14 protein-coding genes are annotated in these 14,384 nt (G+C 71.0%); 5 read left to right on the top strand and 9 right to left on the bottom strand.

Translation table 11 applies throughout. From position 1 onward, the window contains the following. Positions 1–15: 15 nt before the first annotated feature. Positions 16–1,281, bottom strand: a complete 1,266-nt coding sequence (locus HOQ23_RS04610) for a cytochrome P450 (RefSeq protein ID WP_172212245.1) — start codon at positions 1,279–1,281, stop codon at positions 16–18. A gap of 155 nt (positions 1,282–1,436) precedes the next feature. On the opposite strand from HOQ23_RS04610, the gene HOQ23_RS04605 reads away from it, so the two are divergent. Further along, complete coding sequence (locus tag HOQ23_RS04605) at positions 1,437–2,288, top strand: mycofactocin-coupled SDR family oxidoreductase (RefSeq protein ID WP_367650366.1); 852 nt, start codon at positions 1,437–1,439, stop codon at positions 2,286–2,288. Here the strand turns inward: HOQ23_RS04605 and HOQ23_RS04600 are convergent. Together HOQ23_RS04600 and HOQ23_RS04595 are read right to left on the bottom strand one after the other, a co-directional pair. Further along, positions 2,278–3,546 carry an MFS transporter gene (locus HOQ23_RS04600; protein WP_172212241.1) on the bottom strand — a complete coding sequence of 423 codons (1,269 nt, stop codon included), beginning with the start codon at positions 3,544–3,546 and terminating at the stop codon, positions 2,278–2,280. The two genes, HOQ23_RS04605 and HOQ23_RS04600, sit on opposite strands and share 11 nt — an antisense overlap. Beyond that, a complete protein-coding gene (locus HOQ23_RS04595) occupies positions 3,543–3,740 on the bottom strand; it encodes a ferredoxin (protein WP_166133032.1) in 198 nt (65 codons plus the stop codon). Before HOQ23_RS04595 ends, HOQ23_RS04600 begins: the two co-directional genes overlap by 4 nt. A 164-nt stretch (positions 3,741–3,904) precedes the next feature. On the opposite strand from HOQ23_RS04595, the gene HOQ23_RS04590 reads away from it, so the two are divergent. The 4 genes from HOQ23_RS04590 to HOQ23_RS04575 are packed head-to-tail and all read left to right on the top strand — an operon-like array spanning position 3,905 to position 8,130. Next, the gene (locus tag HOQ23_RS04590; protein ID WP_172212239.1) at positions 3,905–5,179 is read left to right on the top strand and encodes a cytochrome P450; all 1,275 of its coding nucleotides are present in this window, start codon (positions 3,905–3,907) and stop codon (positions 5,177–5,179) included. Then, a complete protein-coding gene (locus tag HOQ23_RS04585) occupies positions 5,176–6,345 on the top strand; it encodes an FAD-dependent oxidoreductase (protein ID WP_172212237.1) in 1,170 nt (389 codons plus the stop codon). The genes HOQ23_RS04590 and HOQ23_RS04585 overlap by 4 nt, the downstream gene beginning before the upstream one ends. Positions 6,346–6,353: 8 nt before the next feature. Further along, a complete protein-coding gene (locus HOQ23_RS04580; protein WP_172212235.1) occupies positions 6,354–7,619 on the top strand; it encodes a CynX/NimT family MFS transporter in 1,266 nt (421 codons plus the stop codon). 49 nt (positions 7,620–7,668) lie between these two features. Continuing rightward, positions 7,669–8,130, top strand: a complete 462-nt coding sequence (locus tag HOQ23_RS04575) for a MaoC family dehydratase (RefSeq protein ID WP_172212233.1) — start codon at positions 7,669–7,671, stop codon at positions 8,128–8,130. 11 nt (positions 8,131–8,141) lie between these two features. Here the strand turns inward: HOQ23_RS04575 and HOQ23_RS04570 are convergent, their stop codons facing one another. The 6 genes from HOQ23_RS04570 to HOQ23_RS04545 all read right to left on the bottom strand — a co-directional run bounded on the left by HOQ23_RS04570 (position 8,142) and on the right by HOQ23_RS04545 (position 14,328). Next, positions 8,142–8,738 (bottom strand): TetR/AcrR family transcriptional regulator, encoded by a 597-nt coding sequence (locus HOQ23_RS04570; RefSeq protein ID WP_172212231.1) that lies wholly within the window; start codon positions 8,736–8,738, stop codon positions 8,142–8,144. Beyond that, positions 8,735–9,295 carry a UGSC family (seleno)protein gene (locus HOQ23_RS04565; RefSeq protein WP_172212230.1) on the bottom strand — a complete coding sequence of 187 codons (561 nt, stop codon included), beginning with the start codon at positions 9,293–9,295 and terminating at the stop codon, positions 8,735–8,737. Before HOQ23_RS04565 ends, HOQ23_RS04570 begins: the two co-directional genes overlap by 4 nt. Positions 9,296–9,317: 22 nt before the next feature. Continuing rightward, complete coding sequence (locus tag HOQ23_RS04560; RefSeq protein WP_172212228.1) at positions 9,318–10,439, bottom strand: hypothetical protein; 1,122 nt, start codon at positions 10,437–10,439, stop codon at positions 9,318–9,320. Positions 10,440–10,789: 350 nt separating this feature from the next. Further along, a complete protein-coding gene (locus tag HOQ23_RS04555; RefSeq protein ID WP_172212226.1) occupies positions 10,790–11,833 on the bottom strand; it encodes an LLM class flavin-dependent oxidoreductase in 1,044 nt (347 codons plus the stop codon). 129 nt (positions 11,834–11,962) lie between these two features. Further along, positions 11,963–12,790: an SDR family oxidoreductase gene (locus HOQ23_RS04550; RefSeq protein WP_172212224.1), complete on the bottom strand. Its 828-nt coding sequence runs from the start codon at positions 12,788–12,790 to the stop codon at positions 11,963–11,965. Positions 12,791–12,828: 38 nt separating this feature from the next. Continuing rightward, positions 12,829–14,328: an aldehyde dehydrogenase family protein gene (locus tag HOQ23_RS04545; protein WP_172212222.1), complete on the bottom strand. Its 1,500-nt coding sequence runs from the start codon at positions 14,326–14,328 to the stop codon at positions 12,829–12,831. Positions 14,329–14,384: the final 56 nt, after the last annotated feature.

Below are 14,384 nucleotides of genomic sequence, written 5' to 3'. Positions count from 1 at the left end.
CTCGGACGCCTGCGACTAGGCCTCCGACACGGGGTCGAACTCGACGAGCAGCTCCGGGATGCCACGCGAGTACAGGCCGGCCTCGTGCGGGACGAAGCCCTCGGCGTAACGAAGGTTCTCCATCCGGTCGAGCACCAGGTTGAGCGCGATCCGCATCTCGGTCTGGGCCAGCTGCGAGCCGACGCAGAAGTGCCGGCCGAGGATGAACTGGACGTGGTTCGCCGCCCCACTGAAGGCCTTGGCGACGTCCAGGTCCTCCCGGAAGATGTCGAACCTGTCCGGGTCGGCGAACTGCCGCTCGTCACGGTTCGCCGCCGCGAGCATCATGATGCAGGTCGAGCCGGCCGGGATCGTGACGCCGTGCAGCTCCACGTCCTCCTCGGTCTGGCGCATGATCATGTGCACCGGCCCCGAGTGCCGCAGCGTCTCGGCGATGGCATTGTCGACCAGCGACCGGTCCCGACGGACCGCCTCGAGCTGGTCGGGGTTGTCCATCAGATTGCGGACCATGCTCGTCACGGCCTTGTCGGTGGTCTCGCCCCCGGCGACCAGGAGGAGGCTGACGAACGCCTTGATCTCCTCGTCGCTCATCTGCTGCCCGTCCACCTCGGCGCGGCACAGACGGGAGAGCAGGTCCTCCCCGTCGCCGGAGCGGCGCTCCTTGATGATCGGCAACATGTAGTCGCGCAGCTCGTGCCGGGTGGCCTCCGCGGCGGCAGTCACCTCGGGGTCGCCCGCGAGGTTGTTGAGGCTGGCCATGATCGACTCGTACCACCGGTGGAACCGGTCGTGGTCGCTCTTCGGCAGGCCCAGCATGTCGACCATGACGTTGATCGGGAACCAGGTGGAGAAGTCCTGGACGATGTCGGCCCGGCCGGTCCGTGCGAGCGGGTCCATCAAGTCGGAGCCCGCCGAGGCGACCACCTCCTGGATCAAGCCCATGGCGTTCTCACGGATCACCGGCATGAACCTCTCCAGGCCCTTGCCGCGGAAGAACGGGTTGAGCAGCGCCCGGTGCCGCGAGTGCTCCGTGCCCTCCATCTGCAGGATGGTGCGGCCGTGCAGGGGCTCGAGCTGCCACTCGTAGTTGCGGCTGGAGAACTGCGGACTGCGGAAGGCCCCTGCCACGTCCTCGAACCGGCTGATCAGGTAGCTCTGCGTCGCCTCGTGAAAGAGCACCGGGTGGTGGTCGCGCAGGACCCGCTGCAAGGGATAGGGGTCGGTGAGGTACTCGGAGGACAGGATGTCCGGCGGCCCGGCCACGGCTTCGGTGATCGACATTGAGGCGCCTCCCATAAATGATGTGAACCATTGGCACCATACGTAGGTATGGCGTTGATCACAACGAGTGCGCCTCATCGATTTTCCCGCCGTGACATGCCCTTGACGCCGGCGGATGTGACGACGATCATATTGAGTCCAATCATGCGCAGGAAATGGAGCTCACCATGGCAGGTCGCCTCGCAGGCAAGGTCGCATTCATCACGGGCGCCGCTCGGGGACAGGGACGCAATCACGCGATCCGCATGGCGGAGCAGGGGGCGGACATCATCGCCGTCGACATCTGCGCCGAGATCGACACCGTGACCCCCTTCTACCCGCTCGCGACCTCCGACGAGCTGGAGCAGACGGTCAAGGCGGTGGAGGCCACCGGCCAGCGGATCGTCGCGCGCACCGCCGACGTCCGCGATCTCGACGCGCTCCAGCAGGCGTTCGACGAGGGCGTCCAGGAGCTCGGCCGCATCGACATCGTGCTGGCGAACGCCGGGATCGCCACCTACGGGAAGTCGTGGGAGCTGACCTCCGAGATGTGGAAGGACATGATCGACGTCAACCTCACCGGCGTCTTCCACACCGCCAAGGTCGCCATCCCCACCCTGATCGAGCAGGGCGAGGGCGGCTCGATGGTCTTCACCAGCTCGATCGGCGGACTCAAGGGCATCCAGCACGTGGCGCACTACGTGAGCGCCAAGCACGGCATCGTCGGCCTCATGCGCACCATGTCCAACGAGCTCGCGCCGTACAACGTCCGGGTCAACACGATCCACCCGACCAACGTGGCCACCATCATGGTGAAGAACCCGGGCACGTACTCGATGTTCGTGGGCGAGGGCGAGGAGGCCACCGAGGAGGCGGCCGCCCCCGGGATGGTGGGCCTGAACTCCCTGGCCGTGCCGTGGGTGGAGTGCGACGACATCACCAACGCGATCCTCTACCTGACCAGCGACGACGGCCGCTACGTCACCGGCACCACCCTGACGGTGGACGCCGGAGCGTTCACGAAGTAGGTCGCCGCACCAGCACCATGGCCAGGACGGTGAGGAACCCCATCACCGACCAGGCCCACCCGCGGCCTCCGGCGTCCGAGAGCACGCCGAAGGCCGCGGGACCCACCGCCGATCCCAGGCCGCTGCCCAGCTGGAGCAGCCCGCTGGCCGCCCCCGGCCCCGCACTGCTGCTTCGTACGACGGCGATCAGCAGCAGGGCCGGCCAGGTCCAGGCCGCCACCAGCGCCAGCACCACCCCCGCCACGACCAGTGCCTGCCAGCCGCTCCCGGCCGACCTCTCGAGACCGAAGACGCCCGCGGACACGAGCAGCAACGCCAGCCCCGCGAGGCCCATGACCGCGAGCAGCGGCGTCACGTCGGAGGACGGCCTGCCGTCCAGGAACCTGCCGGCCGCGACCCTGGCCACGACTGCGGCCAGGCTGCCCCCGGAGACCACCCCCGCGGCCGCCACCGGCCCGAGACCCGCTGAGACCAAGGTGAGCACCGCGAAACCGGTGAGCGTCGCGACCGAGAAGGTGCCGAGGCCGGCAGCGACGACCATCGGCACCAGGGCCCGTCGGACACTGGCCCGCTCCGCCGGCGAGAGCTCCACCCGCGAGGCGTCGCCGCGGTGCCCGACCCGCGGAGCACCGGCGACCCGGCGGGCGACCAGCGCGAGCACCGAGGCCGGCAGCACCAGCGAGATCGCCATCGCCGTACGCCAGCCGTGCAGGTGCGCCACCGCCGGCAGGGTCGCGCCCGCCGCGGCCATCAGCAGCGGCGGGGCGGTCTGCTTGAGCCCGAGCACCGTCGCCTGACGACGGGCCGGGACCGCGGCCATCACCAGCAGGTTGGTGGTCGGCGAGCAGATGCCGTACCCCACGCCGCCGAGCGCAGCGACCAGGAGGAGCGCCAGCCAGGAGTCGACGAGGAGGACGCAGGCAGCCAGGCAGAGCGCGCTGACCACGGGGCCGAGCCAGGCACCGAGCGGCCACCCGCGCCCATCCACCCATCGGCCGGCCACCGGGGCGGCGAGGGCGGTCACCGCCCAGAACGCGGAGACCACCGCACCGAGTGCGGAGTCACTGAGGCCGAGATCGGTGGTGATCTCGACCGAGAGCACCCCGAGCAGGGTCGGTACGACGATCGCCGTACCAAGGAGCAGGAACGCCAGCAGGCCGGTCCCCCGTTCCCCGGCCGCGGCACGCACGGACGGGGAACGGGGACGAGCCCACGTCGGGTCGTCGCGGGAGTCGCCCCTGCGACGTCCCGCGGTCACTCCTCGATGCTCAGGGCGATCTCCGGGCACGAGTCGACGCCGAGGGCGGCGCCGTCCTCCAGCTCCTCAGGAATCTCGCCGTCGAACTTCACGATCACCTGCCCCTCGTCGACCGTGACGTCGTACACGTCCGGCGCGGACATCCGGCAAAGGCCGTGGCCCTGACACTTCTCGAGGTCGGCGGCAACTCTCATGGAATGGGGTCCTCCTGACTGGGGTCGCACCAAGGTGCCTGCGGGGGAATCCCGGTGCCCACCCTGCTGCGGGTGGGACTCCCTTGACTCCGTGCTGGGTATAACTATTATCATGATCCTGCTCACCCAAGGAACCCCTTGGCCCCCAAGGAGGATGGATCCCGATGTCCGACCAGCCCCGCTGCCCCGTCATCCACTTCGACCACCACTCTGCGGACCATGCCGAGGACCACGTGGGTGTCTACCGTCGGCTGCGTGAGGAGGCTCCGGTCGCGTGGACCGAGGCCCACGGCGGCTACTGGGTGCTCGCAGACTACAAGTCGGTCTTCGAGGCGTCCCGCAACGACGACCTCTTCTCCTCCGGCCGGCACGACGAGTTCGGCGGGCCCGGCCTCTCGGTGACCATCCCCAAGGCCCCCACTGCCTTCCACATCCCGATCGAGCTCGACCCGCCGGAGTTCCGCCCCTACCGCAAGGCGGTCAACAAGGTCACCGCCCCCGCCGCGGTGGAGAACCTCGACGAGGTGGTCCGCCACTACGTGACCGGGTTCATCGACACCATCATCGAGCAGGGCGAGGCCGACCTCGCGATCGTCGCCGGGGTGCCGGCCGCCGTGACCATCGACTGGCTCGGCCTGGATCCCTCGGAGTACAAGAACTACGTCGACGCGATGCACACGCTGGTCTCTGCGACGCCCGGCTCCCCGGAGTACCAGCACGCCGCCGAGGTCGCGGTGCCGTGGGTGAGCAAGACGGTCCGCGAACACATCGCCCACCGCCGCGAGAACCCCAGCGACGACGCGACCACCCACTTCATCAACTCCGAGGTGGACGGTCGTCGGATGGACGACGACGAGGTCTACTCGATCCTCGAGTTGGTCATCTCCGGCGGGGTCGGCACCACCGCCTCGCTGGTCACCCAGTCGCTGGTCTGGCTCTACCAGAACCCCGAGGAGCGCAAGCGGCTGATCGACGACCCGTCGATGGTCGACATCGCCGTGGAGGAGTTCCTCCGGGTCTTCTCCCCCACCCAGGCGCTCGCCCGCACGATCATGGAGGACACCGAGTTCCAGGGCTGCCCCGTCCGCAAGGGCGACCGGGCGCTGCTCTCGTGGGGATCGGCGAACCGGGACCCCGAGCAGTTCGAGAACCCCGACACCGTCGACATCACCCGCTGGCCCAACCGGCACGTCGCGTTCGGTCTCGGCATCCACCGCTGCGCCGGTTCCCACCTGGGCAAGGCGATGGCCCGGGAGATGATCCGCCAGGTGCTCGGCCGGATGGGCGACTACGTCGTCGACATGGACAACGTCGTGGCCTACCCCGACCAGGGCACCAACGCGGGCTTCCACACCATCCCGGTCACCTTCACCCCCGGCGAGCGGATGCTGGGCGACACCCCGCTCTTCGCGGAGCACTACACCAAGACCGCGACGTGACCGCCGCCCGGGCCAGCCATGCCCTCGACCTCGAGAACGGCCGGGTGGTCGTGGTGGGCGGCGGGCTGGCGGCCGCCAGGCTGTGCGCGACCCTGCGGCGCAAGAAGTTCACCGGGACGCTGACGGTGCTCAGCGCCGAGCACGTCCCGCCGTACGACAGGCCGCCGCTCTCCAAGGCCGTGCTGGCCGGGGAGCGCGACGCGTCCCCCCTGCCCTTCGACACCGAGAAGCTCGCCGTCGACCTGCGCCTCGGTGTGACCGCGGTCGCGCTCGACACCGACCGCCGCCGGCTGGAGACCACCGCCGGCGAGGTCGAGTACGACGCGCTCGCCGTCGCGACCGGCGCGACGCCGTCGCGGCTGCCCGGCGAGGGCCCGCAGACGACGCTCCGCACCCTCGACGACGCCTTGGAGCTGCGCAAGCAGCTGGTCCCCGGCGCCCACGTGGTGGTGGTCGGCGCGAGCTGGATCGGCGCCGAGGTGGCCACCGCCGCCCGCGCCGCCGGCTGCCGGGTCACCTGCGTGGAGTTCGGCGCCGAGCCGCTGTCCGGCGTGCTGGGTGACGAGGTCGGCGCCACCACCCGCGGCTGGTGGACGGGCATCGACCTGCGGACCTCCACCGGCGTCACCTCGGTGGAGCCCGACGGCGTCCACCTCGACGACGGCACCGTGCTGCCCGCCGACGTGGTCGTGACCGGCATCGGCGTACGCCCCGACCTGGCCTGGCTGGCGGGCTCGGGGGTGGCGCTCGACCGCGGCGTCCTCACCGACACCCGCTGCCGCACCAACGTGCCCGGCGTCGTCGCCCTGGGCGACGTGGCGCAGCGCTGGTCGGAGCACACCGGCTCGCACCGGCTCGCCGAGCACTGGGACGAGGCCAGCATGGTGGCCACCGCCGCCGCGACCAGCCTGCTCGACTGGGAGCAGGGCCCCGTCCACGACCCCGTCCCCTACTTCTGGTCCGACCAGTTCGGCCGCAAGCTCCAGTACGTCGGGGCGCACCTGCCCGACGACGTGCTGGCGCTCGACAGGGCTGAGGACGGCTCCCTGCTCCGGGCAACCTGGAGCCGCGACGGCCTGCTGACCGCGTGGCTCGGGGTCGACCTGGCCAAGGAGCTCCTCGCGGCGCGCACGGCCGTCGGCAGCCCGGTCGGCGCGTTGGCCTGAGGCGCTCCATGACCTCTGAGCCCGCGCTGGCCACGGTGTCGCTGGCGCCCGACGGCGCCCCGAGGCGTGGGCTCTCGACCTGGCTGGCCCTGGCGCTGGTGGTGATGATCGGCGTCAACGTGCGCGCCGTCTTCGGCGTGACCCCTCCTCTGGTGCCGGCGATCAGCGACGACCTGTCGCTGACCAAGACCGCTGCCAGCCTCCTGACGTCGGTGCCGATCCTGGCGATGGCGGCGTGCGCCCCGCTCGGGCACGCCCTGACCACCCGGCTGGGCGCGGACCGGTCGTCGATCGCGCTGCTGTCGTTCCTGGGGGTCGCCGAGCTCTCGCGCCTGTGGATCGACTCCGCGGCGCCGCTGGTGCTCTCGGCCGCGCTGATCGGCGGGGCGTTGGGCGCGGTCTCGACGCTGGTGCCGGCCTTCATCGCCCACTACCTTCCGCGTCTGCGGGGCCTGGCGACCGGCGTCTACTCGACCTCGATGGCGCTGGGCGTCGGGCTGGCCGCGGGCACGGCGCAGCCGATCACCGACCACCTGGGTGGGTGGCGGGTGGCCCTGGCTCTGTGGGGCGCGGCGGCGCTGCTCCTGGTGGTGGCGCTGGCGGCGGTACGAGGCGCGGGCGCGGGGATGCCGGAGCGGACGGGGCCGGTGGAGCGGGTCTCGCTGCCGCTGCGGGAACGCCGCGCATGGTTCGTCACCGCGGTCTACGTCGTACCGATGTTCCTGGGCTTCGGCGTGATCGCGTGGCTGCCCAGCCTCTTCATCGACCACGGGATCTCGGCCCACACCGCCGCGCTCTACCTGGTGCTCTTCCAGAGCGTGCAGCTGATCTCGATCCTGGGCCTGACCGCCCTGACCGACCGGATCCGCGGTCGGCGCGGGGTCTTCGCCGTAGCAATGGTGACCTCGACCGTGGGCACCGGCCTGCTGGCGCTCTCGCCCGCGGGCCTGGCCCTGCCCGGCCTGCTGCTGGCCGGATTCGGCATCGGCGGGGCGAGCAGCCTGGCCCTGGTGACGTTGCAGGACGAGGCGACGTCACCACAGGACGCGACCCGGCTGAGCTCGATGGCGATGCTCTTCTCCTTCACCGCCGGTGCGGCGGGCCCCTTCCTGATGGGGGCGCTCGCCGACCTCACCGGGAGCCTCGTGCCCGGCTTCGGCCTCTGCTTCGCCGTGAGCGCGCTCGGCATGCTGCTGCTCATCGAGATGCACCCGGCCCGGCCCGCACCGCACCTGCCCCGACCTGATCCCGCTCCCAGTCCCGATCCCCAGTGACAGTCCCATCGTCCGGCGACGCCGGCACCACCGCAGAGAGGAGCACCCCATGCCCGGCATGTGGTTCGAAGAGTTCGAGGAGGGCCAGGAGTTCACGCACCCCTGGTCGCGCACCGTCACCGAGATGGACAACGTGCTGTTCACCTCGATCACCATGAACCCCGCCCCGCTCCACCTGGACGCGGAGTACATGAAGCACCACCACCCCCACGGCCAGCGGCTGATGAACAGCCTCTACACCGCAGGCCTCATCGGCGGGATGATCGTCTACGACCTCACGATGGGCACCACGCTCGGCAACCTGGGCTACACGAAGTTCGACTTCCCGAACCCGGTCTTCCACGGCGACACCCTGCGCGCCGAGACCACCATCCTCGGCAAGCGCGAGTCCAAGAGCCGCACCGACTCCGGGATCGTCACCTTCGAGCACCGCGGCTACAACCAGCGTGACGAGGTCGTGCACATCGCCCACCGGGCCGGGCTCATGCTGAAGCGGCCGGTCGAGGGCTGAGGGGCTGCGGCTCAGGCCCGGATCGCGGCCCAGACGAGGTCCGCGTGCCGACGCCACCGCGCCGGGTCGAAGTCCTCGAAGTCGGCGAGCTGGCCCGCCGCGCCCAGCACGAGGACGGTCAGGTCGGCGTACGTGATGTCGGGGCGCACCTGCCCCTCCGCGACGGCGCGCTGCAGCGCAGTGGTGAAGAGGCGCTCGGTCTGCCGGCGGGCCCGCTCGACCTCGGGATGCCGCGCCGCAGCGCGCAGCACGTCGAGGGTGAACCGGTCCCGACGCAGCCGGTCGAAGAGCGCTGGGAGCAGGTCAGCGAAACCCGCTTGCCCATCGCTGTCGGGTCCCGTCCCGAGCCGGCGCTCCATGTAGCCGGCCCAGTCCTCCAGCCACCGCCGCGCGACCTCGTCGAGCAGGTCGGCCTTCGTGGGGAAGTGACGGAAGACCGTCGCGCTCCCCACCCCGGCGCGCTCGGCCACCTGCGCGACCGTGGCGTCGAGGCCCCGCTCCGCGAAGACCACGTACGCCGCCTCCGCGACCCGTGCCCGGTTGCGCACCCCGTCGGCGCGGGGCCGCCGCGCGGCCGGGCGGCCGGGTGCTCGGTCGGCAGCGGTCATCCGGCGTACGCCGGCGAGGGTGCGCCCAGCTGGGTGACCGCGGCGTCGGCCACGCCCGCCGCGAGCCGGCGCAGCGTCTCGGCCGGTTTCACCGCGACCGGGTGCGGCACGACCAGGCTGTGGTAGCCCGGCGTGCCCAGCACGGCAGAGAACCGGGCGACGGTGGACACGAAGACGTCGGTGATCAGCACCGTCGCCGGCACGCCATGGCGCTCCATCAGCAGGGCGTCGTGCACCGAGCAGGCCGTGCAGGCGCCGCAGTCGCCGAGCCCGGCGACCGCCAGGTCGACGCGCGAGGCGAGCCCGACCGCCTCCTCGTCGGAGATCGGGTTGGCGGCCGAAGGCTTGCTGATCAGCTCGACGGAGGCGATCGGCAGCCGGGTCCCGAGTTCCTCGGCGAGCATCTGCAGCAGCTCGCGGGCCCGGGGCTTGCCGTTGTCGATCAACCCGAGTCGCAGCGCGCCCTCGGCTGCCGTACGCGGCGCCATCGGGACCTGCTCGACCTCGGACTCGGGGAGGGTGGGGACGTGGACCTGGATCGTCGCTTCTGCGCTCATCGTGGGCTCCTCGGGCGGGTGGTCAACGGGCGGGCGTCGTGAGGCTGGAACCGAGGCGCGAGAAGTCGACCTCGCAGGCGTCCGGCCCGCAGTCGGGCACCTCGTCGGCGGCGGTGCGGACGCGCCGGGTGACGGCCCGGCTGTGGATGGCGGGCGCGAATCCGGGCATGTAGGCCGACCAGCCCGGTCCCCCGCCGCCGGCGGTGACGAGGACGAGGTCGTCGGGCGAGACGATCGACGGCAGCAGCCCGTCCTCCCCCGGCGTCATGTCGTGGGCACTGTCGACCTCGAGCGGTACGCCGTTGGCGACGAGCTCGTCAGGGTGGATGCGGCTGGCGCGGACGACGCGCTCGGCGACCTCGGCCTGGGTCAGGCCCGCGTTGCGCAGCGCCAGCGAGTGCTCCGGCCCGACCACCAGGACGCCTTGACCACCCTTGCCGACGGGGAACGACCCCGGCACGCGGATGACGGAGGCGAACGTCCGCACCAGGTCCTCCGGGTCCTCCGAGAGGTGGTTGGCGATCTGCCGGGAGGCCTCGGTGGCCATCACCGTGACCGTGGTGTCGGCGTCGTCGAACCCGAGACGGGTACGCAGCGGCTGCCACGGCTCCGGCGGGTCGAGCTCGGCGAAGCAAAGGCTGAGCTTCGCGGCGTTGCCGAGCGAGGAGGCGTCCATGTCGCCGCTGGCGGCGCCGAAGACGTTGCGCGCCATGAGCCGCACGGCACGCCCGATCGTGATGTTGGCCCGGTTGCCGGGGCCGAGCGCGTTGTGGCCGGCGTTCATCCCGATCTCGGTGGCCATCGCGCCGCTGACGACGATGCAGGTGGCCGCGCCACCGGTGCTGGTGAAAGTCGCGTTGGCGTTGACGACCGGGTCGAGCGCCGCACCCATCGCGGTGACCGCGATCGGGAAGTACTCCGGCTTGCAGCCGGCCATCACGGCGTTGACCGCGGCCAGCTCGGCGGTGAGCACCCGGCCGCGGCGCGGGATCCCGCCCACGACGTCGTCCGGCGCGAGCCCCGCGGTCGCGAGCATCGCCTCGACGCGCGGCGGCGTCGGTGGCACCACCGGAAGCCCGTCGGTCCAACCACGCTCCATGAAGGTCTCGACGACCTCCGACTCGGGCAGCTCCAGCAGGACCATGGGCACTCCCAGCGGTCGACGATGTGACCCCTGCCACGCTAGGGGTGCTAAACGGACTGCGTCAATCCGTTTAGGCGTCAGTCGTTCACCGCGGTCCCACCCCCAACCGTGCGGCCGTCGGAGTCCGGGGGCCTTCCGCCCCTTGCGAGGCGCGCGACGAGACGCTGGGCCCGAGAGGGACGCGCGGGGCAGGCAGAGGTCTTCGCCACGCAGTCTCGGTTGGGTCTCGCGCCAGCCCTCATGCTCTCCGAACCGCCAGCAGTGTGCCGGCCGACCTGAGCGGCCGCGTGAGAGGAGGGCCGCCCGGTCACACCGGGACGGCCCTCAGCAATGCTCTGAAAGGCAGGACCTCACGCGGGCTGCTTCGCCGCCAGCTCCTCGAAGCCAATGCTCTCCAGGTCCTGGAGCGGCGCGACGACCTCGCGACCGACCTGCTCGAGGTAGGCGGCCGTCTGCTCGGCGTCCATCCCCGGCCAGTGCGGTCGGACCAGGAGCGGGCCGACCGGGAGCCTGGAGGCGATGTCGCGGATCTGGCCCCGCACCTGCTCTCCAGTGCCGAGCAGCACGTGGTCCTTGACGTTGTCGAGGAACTCGCGCTCCACGCGCTCCTTGTCGAGCAGCTGCATTCCCTGGTCGGCGTACGAGACGTACTTGACCCGGGCGACGTCCGCGAACTTGTGCAGCGCGTCCTCCGGGTCGGCGCCCAGGTGCAGCTCGCGGCGCAGCGGGAACTTCGTCAGCGGCAGGTCGTAGGTGGCCCGCTCATCGAGGTAGGCGCCGACCAGCTGCTCGACCTGCTCGATGGTCTGCTGCGGCGTGATCGTCCAGACGTCGCCGTGACGCGCGGCGCGGCGGACGCCCATCTCCTTCATCGCACCGAGCCAGATCGGCGGACGCGGCTTCTGGATCGGGTGCAGGTGGGTGGGGCGGTCCTCGATGTCGAAGAACTTGCCGTGGTGGGTGACCCGGTCCTGGGTCCACAGCTTCGTCATCACCTCGATCAGCTCCTCGAGCAGCGAGTAGCGCTGCTTGAAGGGCTTGTCGAAGACCTCGTACTCATGCGGCAGGTAGCCGGTGCCGATCCCGACCACCAGCTTGCCCCGGGTGATGATGTCCAGGGTCGCCAGGTCCTCGGCCAGCTGGACGGGGTGGTGCAGCGGGCCGACCAGCACGGTGGTGCCGATCTTCACGTGATCGTCGAGCTCGGCGGCGAGCCGCGCGAGCATCGGGACCGGCTGCAGCCAGCGAAACCCGTCGTACAGGTAGTGCTGGCCGATGGTGATGTAGGTGAAGCCCGCCTTCTGGGCCGCCTCGACCTTGCGCAGCATCAGGTCCAGATGCTCCTCGGGCGGGGTTGAGACGGGCTGGTCGCCCATCAGGATTCCGAACTCCACGATCGTCTCGCTTTCTGGTCGGCCCGCCCCTGCCGGGCGGCTCCGCCTGGGTCACTCGGCGACAGGCCCGTCAGCCGACACTTCACACCCGGACGCCGTACGACGTGGCGACGCCGTACGGCCGACCGGTCAGAGCAGGAGGGTGCCCATGTCGACGGCGAGCGTCTGGCCGGTGACGAAGCGCGCCTCGTCCGAGCACAGCCAGGTCACCGCGTTGGTGATCTCCTCGGGCTCGACCGGCCCGCGCTCCATCACGTTGGCCATCCACCCACCGGGGGCGTCACCGGCGAGGTCCGCGGTGAAGAACTCGTTGTCGATCATCTTCGTGCTGACGCCGGCCGGGATGACGGTGTTGACGCGTACGCCGTGCTTGCCGAGCACCATCGCGAAGTTGCGCATCAGCGACAGCACGCCGGTCTTGGCCGCGCCGTAGCCCATCTGGCCCGGGTTCAGCATCTCCTCCTTGTAGGCGACGCCGATGTAGCTCGACGTGGAGCCGGTGATGCAGATGGCGCCGCCCCGACCCCGCTCGATCATCCCCGGGGTCACCGCGTGCAGCAGGTAGTAGACGCCGCTGAGCATCGTGCTCACCGAGTCGTGCCACGCGGCGATGTCGTGCTTGTTCCTGCCGTAGCTGGCCATGATGCCGGCATTGGCGAGGACGATGTCGATGGCGCCGAACCGCTCCTCGGTCGCGGCCACCGCGGCCTTCACGGCCTCCTGGTCTCGCACGTCGCACTGGATCGCGAGGACCTCCGCCCCGAGCTCCTTGAGCTCGCGCTCGGTCGAGGCGAGGTCATCGGTGCTCGACATCGGGTAGGCGACCGAGTCGATCTGGCCGGCGATGTCGAGGATCGCGACGTTCGCCCCCTCGCTGGCCAGACGCAGCGCGTGCGAGCGCCCCTGGCCCCGGGCGCCGCCGGTGACGATGGCGGTCTTGCCGTCGAAACGTCCCATGGTGCTCTCCACTTCTGTTCGGGTGCTGTCGGGTCGGCTCAGGTGCCCGGCGGGCGGGTGATGCCGGCGAGGGCGTACTGGATGTGCTTGACCTCGAAGAACTCGGCGTAGCCGTCCTCGCCCAGCTCGCGACCGACGCCGCTGCGACCGGGACCGCCCCAGGGCGCGTCGGGCCGCATGCCGGAGCCGCCGTTGACGGTGACCGTGCCGGCCCGGATCCTGCGGGCGACCTGGATCGCCTCGTCGAGCGGGCCGAAGACGTTGCCGGCCAAGCCGTAGCGGGTGTTGTTGGCGAGCTCGATGGCGTGGTCGACGTCCCGGTAACCGAAGATCATGCCGACCGGGGCGAAGAACTCGGTGTCGGCCAGCGGGTCGTCGGGGTGCACGTCGCGGAGCAGCCCGGGGCGCATGAAGTGTCCCTGGTCCAGGCCCTCGGGACGGCCGCCGCCGGCACCCCAGCTGGCGCCGCGATCCATCAGCTCGGCGATCCACCCCTCGACCTTGTCCCGGTGGGCCGCGGAGATCACCGGGCCCACGACGCTGTCCTCCTCCATCGGGTCACCGACCTTGACCCCGGCGATGAAGTCCTCGGCGAGCCGGCAGAACTCGTCCACCCTCTCCTCGGGGACCAGGATCCGGCTCCAGGCCGCGCAGCCCTGGCCGGCGTTGCGGGCGAACCGCAGGATCGAGGCGCCGACGGTGGCGGGCAGGTCGGCGCTGGGGAGGACGATGTTGGGGCTCTTGCCCCCGAGCTCGAGGACCGCCTTGCTCAGCGACCCGAGCGCTCCTTGGGACATCACCATGGCGCCGACCGCGTCGGAGCCGGTGAAGGAGACCAGGTCGACGTCGCGGTGGCCGGTCAGGTGGATGCCGATCTCGGGGCCCCCGGTGACCAGGTTGACCACACCGGGCGGGAAGCCGGCCTCGTCGAGGAGCTCGAAGATCCGCAGCGTGCTCCACAGGCCCTGCGGCGAGGGGAGCACGACGGTCGTGCAGCCGGAGGCGAGAGCACCGCCGAGCTTCCAGACCAGGAGGTTGAGGGGGTAGTTGTACGCCGGGAGCGCCGCGACCACGCCGACGGGCTCGTAGTGCAGGAGGCTGCCCGAGGCGACCGGCTTGTCGTAGTGCGGGAGCGCCTGCTCGTAGCCACCGCGCGGGCCCTTGAGCGCCATGGTGGCGTACCAGCGCAGCACGTCGATGGGGCCGCCGACCTGCATCGCCCGGCACGCGGCGACCGGGGTGCCGACCTCGGAGGCGATGAGCCGCGAGAGGGGCTCGGTCTCGCGCTCGAGGATGTCGGCGAACCTGTTGATCGCATCAGCCCGCATCTGCGGGGTCCAGGAGCGCCACTGCGAGGAGGGGTGGAAGGCCGCCTTCGCCGCCGCGACCGCCTCGTCGACCTGCTCGACCGAGCTGGTCACGGTCTCCCCCAGGGGTGCCTCAGTCGACGGGCTCACGGACAGGAAGGACTCCCCCGAGGCGCCGTCCATCCAGGTCGAGCTGATGTAGGTGCTCGCGGTCCGCTTCTCGACTGTCATCAGGTCTCCTCACCTTCGGGCGGACCATCGGGGACGACGGCCATCACTCGACTTGG

Origin of the sequence: Nocardioides sp. zg-DK7169 (assembly GCF_013155365.1) — a bacterium.
In the GTDB taxonomy this organism is placed as follows: Bacteria; Actinomycetota; Actinomycetes; order Propionibacteriales; family Nocardioidaceae; genus Nocardioides.
The sequence above is the reverse complement of the archived record's forward strand: the minus strand, read 5'-3'. Positions and strand labels throughout refer to the sequence as shown.

Coding starts and splice junctions, on each gene's coding strand:
- HOQ23_RS04575 (WP_172212233.1), top strand. CDS start 7,669: ATGCCCGGCATGTGGTTCGAAGAGTTCGAGGAGGGCCAGGAGTTCACG.
- HOQ23_RS04605 (WP_367650366.1), top strand. CDS start 1,437: ATGGAGCTCACCATGGCAGGTCGCCTCGCAGGCAAGGTCGCATTCATC.
- HOQ23_RS04565 (WP_172212230.1), bottom strand. CDS start 9,295: ATGAGCGCAGAAGCGACGATCCAGGTCCACGTCCCCACCCTCCCCGAG.
- HOQ23_RS04570 (WP_172212231.1), bottom strand. CDS start 8,738: ATGACCGCTGCCGACCGAGCACCCGGCCGCCCGGCCGCGCGGCGGCCC.
- HOQ23_RS04595 (WP_166133032.1), bottom strand. CDS start 3,740: ATGAGAGTTGCCGCCGACCTCGAGAAGTGTCAGGGCCACGGCCTTTGC.
- HOQ23_RS04545 (WP_172212222.1), bottom strand. CDS start 14,328: ATGACAGTCGAGAAGCGGACCGCGAGCACCTACATCAGCTCGACCTGG.
- HOQ23_RS04560 (WP_172212228.1), bottom strand. CDS start 10,439: ATGGTCCTGCTGGAGCTGCCCGAGTCGGAGGTCGTCGAGACCTTCATG.
- HOQ23_RS04610 (WP_172212245.1), bottom strand. CDS start 1,281: ATGTCGATCACCGAAGCCGTGGCCGGGCCGCCGGACATCCTGTCCTCC.
- HOQ23_RS04580 (WP_172212235.1), top strand. CDS start 6,354: ATGACCTCTGAGCCCGCGCTGGCCACGGTGTCGCTGGCGCCCGACGGC.
- HOQ23_RS04590 (WP_172212239.1), top strand. CDS start 3,905: ATGTCCGACCAGCCCCGCTGCCCCGTCATCCACTTCGACCACCACTCT.
- HOQ23_RS04550 (WP_172212224.1), bottom strand. CDS start 12,790: ATGGGACGTTTCGACGGCAAGACCGCCATCGTCACCGGCGGCGCCCGG.